The 4,794-nt window shown below is 71.1% G+C and carries 5 protein-coding genes and 2 pseudogenes; 1 reads left to right on the top strand and 6 read right to left on the bottom strand.

The features are described 5' to 3' along the window. The 3 genes and pseudogenes from G3I41_RS28920 to ftsE all read right to left on the bottom strand — a co-directional run. A pseudogene (locus G3I41_RS28920) lies at positions 1 to 427 on the bottom strand (peptidase S41); the annotation flags it as partial. Positions 428 to 495: 68 nt separating this feature from the next. Further along, positions 496 to 1,413 (bottom strand): permease-like cell division protein FtsX, encoded by a 918-nt coding sequence (gene ftsX, locus G3I41_RS28915; protein ID WP_164403340.1) that lies wholly within the window; start codon positions 1,411 to 1,413, stop codon positions 496 to 498. 23 nt (positions 1,414 to 1,436) lie between these two features. Then, positions 1,437 to 2,126, bottom strand: a complete 690-nt coding sequence (gene ftsE / locus G3I41_RS28910; RefSeq protein WP_026242629.1) for a cell division ATP-binding protein FtsE — start codon at positions 2,124 to 2,126, stop codon at positions 1,437 to 1,439. Positions 2,127 to 2,394: 268 nt separating this feature from the next. Here ftsE and G3I41_RS28905 point away from each other — a divergent pair, with 268 nt between their 5' ends. Then, the gene (locus G3I41_RS28905) at positions 2,395 to 2,592 is read left to right on the top strand and encodes a hypothetical protein (protein WP_164403338.1); all 198 of its coding nucleotides are present in this window, start codon (positions 2,395 to 2,397) and stop codon (positions 2,590 to 2,592) included. A 70-nt stretch (positions 2,593 to 2,662) separates the two neighbouring features. Here G3I41_RS28905 and G3I41_RS28900 read toward each other — a convergent pair whose 3' ends face one another. From G3I41_RS28900 to G3I41_RS37155, 3 genes and pseudogenes are all read right to left on the bottom strand, one after another. Beyond that, complete coding sequence (locus tag G3I41_RS28900; RefSeq protein WP_164403336.1) at positions 2,663 to 3,316, bottom strand: LPXTG cell wall anchor domain-containing protein; 654 nt, start codon at positions 3,314 to 3,316, stop codon at positions 2,663 to 2,665. A gap of 128 nt (positions 3,317 to 3,444) precedes the next feature. Further along, positions 3,445 to 4,551: a peptide chain release factor 2 gene (gene prfB / locus G3I41_RS28895; protein WP_143616284.1), complete on the bottom strand. Its 1,107-nt coding sequence runs from the start codon at positions 4,549 to 4,551 to the stop codon at positions 3,445 to 3,447. A 68-nt stretch (positions 4,552 to 4,619) separates the two neighbouring features. After that, positions 4,620 to 4,794 (bottom strand): annotated as a pseudogene (locus G3I41_RS37155) (serine/threonine protein kinase); the annotation flags it as partial.

Raw genomic sequence — 4,794 nt, 5'->3', positions numbered from 1 at the left:
CGGAGCGGATGCCCGCGTGGTCGGCGGGGCTGCCGGGCTGGACGCGGGCGACGGCGACCTTGCCGTCGGCGGAGCGCCGGGCGGCGAGGCCGACCCCGGTGTACGTGCCGCCGAGCGCGTCCTCGAACTCCTGGTACTCGCGCTGGTCGTAGACCGCGCCCCAGCGGTCGCCGCTGCGGCTGACGACCTCCTCGGCCGCCTCCGTACCGGACTTGCCGTCGGCCACCGCGTCGGCGGCGGCCTCCGCGACCTCGTCGCGGTCGGCGGTGGCGGCCACGGACCGGGCCCGCACCGGGGGTTCCCGCATCTCGCCGCGGGGCAGCGCGCCGGTCGCGGCCCCGGTGGCGAGGACGCCGGCGAAGACCAGCGTCAGGGCGGCCCCGCGGCGCAGACCGCGGGGCCCGACGCGACATTCGGGGTCCGACATGGCGCCGATTCTAGGACAACACCCCGGAGGCGCAGGGAACGTTGGGTGTGCGCCTCACGGGGCGCACATCACACCTTCAGGTACTTGCGCAGGGCGAAGAGAGCGGCAACGGCGGGCATCAGCAGGCCGATCGCCAGCACCAGCGGCAGCTTGGTGAGCACCGCGTCCCAGCCGATGAAGTCGATCAGGTTGAGCTTGTCCTGGAGCGCCAGACCGCCGTCGATCAGGAAGTACCGCCCGGCCAGCAGCATGACGCAGGCCAGCACACCGCCGATCAGTCCGGCGAAGGCGGCCTCCATGATGAACGGGGCCTGGATGTAGAAGCCGGAGGCGCCGACGAGCCGCATGATGCCGGTCTCCCGGCGCCGGCTGAACGCGGAGACGCGCACCGTGTTGACGATCAGCATCAGCGCGATGACGAGCATCAGCGCCATCACGAACAGCGCGGCGACGTTCATGCCGTTCATCAGTCCGAAGAGGTTGTCCAGGATGCTTCTCTGGTCCTGGACCGACTGCACCCCGTCCCGCCCGGCGAAGGCGGTCGCGACGACCTTGTACTTGGTGGGGTCCTTGAGCTTGACCCGGAAGGACTCCGGCATCTGGTCCGGCGTGATGTTGCCGGCCATCGGGGAGTCGCCGAACTCGTCCTGGTAGTGCTTGTACGCCTGGTCGCTGGACTCGTAGATCACCTTCTCCACGACGTCCATCTTGTTGAGATCGCTCTCGATCTCGTCCTTCTGCTGCTTGGTGACCGCACCCTTGGCGCACTGGACCACCGTCTCCGCGTCGCCCTTGCCGCAGAGGTAGATGGAGACGTTGACCTTGTCGTACCAGTAGTCCTTCATCGTGCTGACCTGCTCGCGCATGAGCAGCGCGCCGCCGAACAGGGCGAGCGAGAGGGCGACGGAGACGACGACGGCGAAGGTCATCGTGAGGTTGCGACGGAGGCCGACGCCGATCTCCGACAGGACGAACTGGGCGCGCATGGCGTCCTTTCAGTGCTGGGTGCTCAGTGCTGGTAGCCGTAGACGCCGCGCGCCTGGTCGCGCACGAGACGGCCCTTCTCGAGCTCGATGACGCGTTTGCGCATCTGGTCGACGATGTTCTGGTCGTGCGTCGCCATGATCACGGTGGTGCCGGTCCGGTTGATCCGGTCCAGCAGCTTCATGATGCCGACGGAGGTCTGCGGGTCCAGGTTGCCGGTCGGCTCGTCCGCGATCAGCAGCATGGGCCGGTTGACGAAGGCCCGCGCGATCGCCACGCGCTGCTGCTCACCACCGGACAGCTCGCCGGGCATCCGGTCCTCCTTGCCGCCGAGTCCGACGAGGTCGAGGACCTGCGGCACGGCCTTGCGGATCTCGCCGCGCGGCTTGCCGATCACTTCCTGGGCGAACGCCACGTTCTGCGCGACGGTCTTGTTGGGCAGCAGCCGGAAGTCCTGGAAGACGGTGCCCAGCTGGCGGCGCATGTGCGGCACCTTCCAGTTGGACATGCGCGCGAGGTCCTTGCCCAGGACGTGGACGGCGCCCGTGCTGGCCCGCTCCTCGCGCAGGATGAGCCGCATGAAGGTGGACTTGCCGGAGCCGGACGAGCCGACCAGGAAGACGAACTCGCCCTTCTCGATGTCGAGCGACACATCCCGGAGAGCGGGACGGCTCTGCTTCGGGTAGGTCTTGGAGACGTTGTCGAATCGGATCACGGATGCACCACGGTCGGCCGGGAGTAGGTGAGCGTGACCATACGCGAACCGGACTGAGCCGTGCAGGCACGCGTACCTGGATGGGTGATTTACGGTGAAACGGCCCCGATTCCGGGGCGGCTCGGCGGGGAAGGGGCCCGGGTGTGACGGCGGGGCGGGCCGAATGCGTCACGAGCTGGCACAGTGGTAGGGGGAACGGTCGCGTTTCCGTGAGCGTTGTGCGGAGAGATGGCTTGTGCGGCTCCGCCGCGCGGGAGGAGGAAAGCGCATGACCTACGACAGACTGGTGTGCGCGAACTGCGCGGCGCCCGTCACCGAGGGTCGCTGCCCCGTGTGCCGGGCGAGCCGCGAGCGGATGCGGGAGCGGGAGCAGGGGCTCTTCGCCGGGATCAGCCCGGCGGCGCTGGCCGCGCTGCTGGTGGCGCTCCTGGCCGCCCTGGCCCTGCTGGCCCACCAGACCGTGTAGCGCCCGCCACCGGCCGGTGTACGGAAGGGGCCCGGACCGCCGAGCGCGGTCCGGGCCCCTTCCCGTCGCTCTACGCGGCCGTGCGGTTGCCCATCCGGCGCGGCAGGACACGGAAGCCGATGCCGCCGGCGATCATCGTCGCCGCACCGGCCAGCAGGAACGCCGTCCGGCCCGCTCCGGTCTCGGCGAGTTCGTCCTTGCCCTCGCCCTGCTCGACGGGCTGGCTGCCGACCGAGTCGGTGTCGGTGTTGCCACCGCCGCCCGAGACCCCGATCTGCCCCACGACGCCGCCGTTGCCACCGGTGCCGCCCGTCCCGCCGCCCGGGCCCGAGGATCCGGCCGGGCCCTGGGTGGGCTTCGCCGAGGGCTTCGCGGGCTGCGAAAGCGGGTCCTCCGGGTCCGTGGGAGCGGTCGGCGGGTCCTCCGGGTTTGTGGGCGGCTCGCTCGGGTCCGCGGGGCCGGTCGGCGGCACGGAAGGGTGCGACGGGGTGGCCGGCGGCTCCGGCGGCTCGCAGCGCGGGTCGAGCGGGCTGCACGGGTCGCCGTCCCCGCCCGGGTCCTCGTCCCCCGGCTCGGCGGCGGTCCGCGCGCCGATCTCCACGCCCGCGACCTCGACGCCGATGCCGACGGCCTGCGCCGCGCCCGCGGCGGTCAGTGAGGCGCCGGCGGCGATCACCGCACCCGCCGCCGTCCGCGCGACGCGTATGCGCGTCCTCTTCGTCATGTACCGCTACCCCCAGTGGCCACTCGTGTCAGCCTGCTCCCGCAGCCTTGCGGGGAGCCGGGGAGGCGGTCAAGGCCGTTCCGGGCCAATGTGCCTTGCCACGAGGGGGGGTTGCGGCGCCTCTCGGACTACTTCTCGTTCTGCTTGCGCCAGCGGATACCGGCCTCGATGAAGCCGTCGATCTCGCCGTTGAAGACCGCGTCCGGGTTGCCCATCTCGAACTCCGTACGCAGGTCCTTGACCATCTGGTACGGGTGCAGGACGTAGGAGCGCATCTGGTTGCCCCAGGAGTTGCCGCCGTCGCCCTTGAGGGCGTTCATCTTGGCCTGCTCCTCCTGGCGGCGGCGTTCGAGGAGCTTCGCCTGGAGGACGTTCATCGCGGACGCCTTGTTCTGGATCTGCGAGCGCTCGTTCTGGCAGGAGACGACGATGCCGGTCGGCAGGTGGGTCAGACGCACCGCGGAGTCCGTGGTGTTGACGCCCTGGCCGCCGGGGCCGGAGGAGCGGTAGACGTCGACGCGCAGGTCGGACTCGTCGATCTCGACGTGGTCCGTCTGCTCGACCACGGGCAGCACCTCGACACCCGCGAAGGAGGTCTGGCGGCGGCCCTGGTTGTCGAACGGCGAGACGCGCACCAGGCGGTGGGTGCCCTGCTCGACGGAGAGCGTGCCGTAGGCGTACGGCACCTCGACGGCGAAGGTGGTCGACTTGATGCCGGCCTCCTCGGCGTACGCCGTCTCGTAGACCTCGGTCTTGTAGTTGTGCCGCTCGGCCCAGCGCAGGTACATCCGCTGGAGCCGCTCGGCGAAGTCCGCCGCGTCGACACCGCCGGCCTCGGCGCGGATGGTGACCAGCGCCTCCCGGGCGTCGTACTCGCCGGAGAGGAGGGTGCGGACCTCCATCTCGTCCAGCGCCTTGCGGACGGACTCCAGCTCGGCCTCCGCCTCGGCGAGCGCGTCGGCGTCGCCCTCGGCCTCGGCGAGCTCGAAGAGGACTTCGAGGTCGTCGATCCGGCCGCGCAGGCCCTCGGCCTTGCGGACCTCGGCCTGGAGGTGGGAAAGCTTGCTGGTGATCTTCTGCGCCGCCTCGGGGTCGTCCCACAGGGACGGGGCGGCCGCCTGCTCCTCGAGCACGGCGATGTCCCCCCTCAGCGCATCCAGGTCCAGGACGGCCTCGATCGACCCCATGGTCGAGGAGAGGGACTTCAGCTCTTCGGAAATATCGACGACTGCCACGGGTCCAGCGTAACGGCTGTCGGCGCGTACGTTCCTCGGGCTGCCGGATCACCGTCCGCGGGACCCGGCTACGGGGCCGCCGGGGCCGAGTTCCTGGTGTCCTGGGGGCCCGGGTCCGCGTCGTCGCCGCTCAGGGCGAGCCAGCCGGCCGCGCCGAGCCCGGCCACCAGCACGAGGGCCGCGGCGCCCAGGGTCAGGCGGCGCTTGCGGACGGCCGCCGACTTGTTGCGGGCCGAGCCGGGG

It is taken from the genome of Streptomyces sp. SID9727, assembly GCF_010550605.1.
Classification (GTDB): domain Bacteria; phylum Actinomycetota; class Actinomycetes; order Streptomycetales; family Streptomycetaceae; genus Streptomyces.
This window is presented reverse-complemented; position numbering and strand designations above follow the sequence as displayed.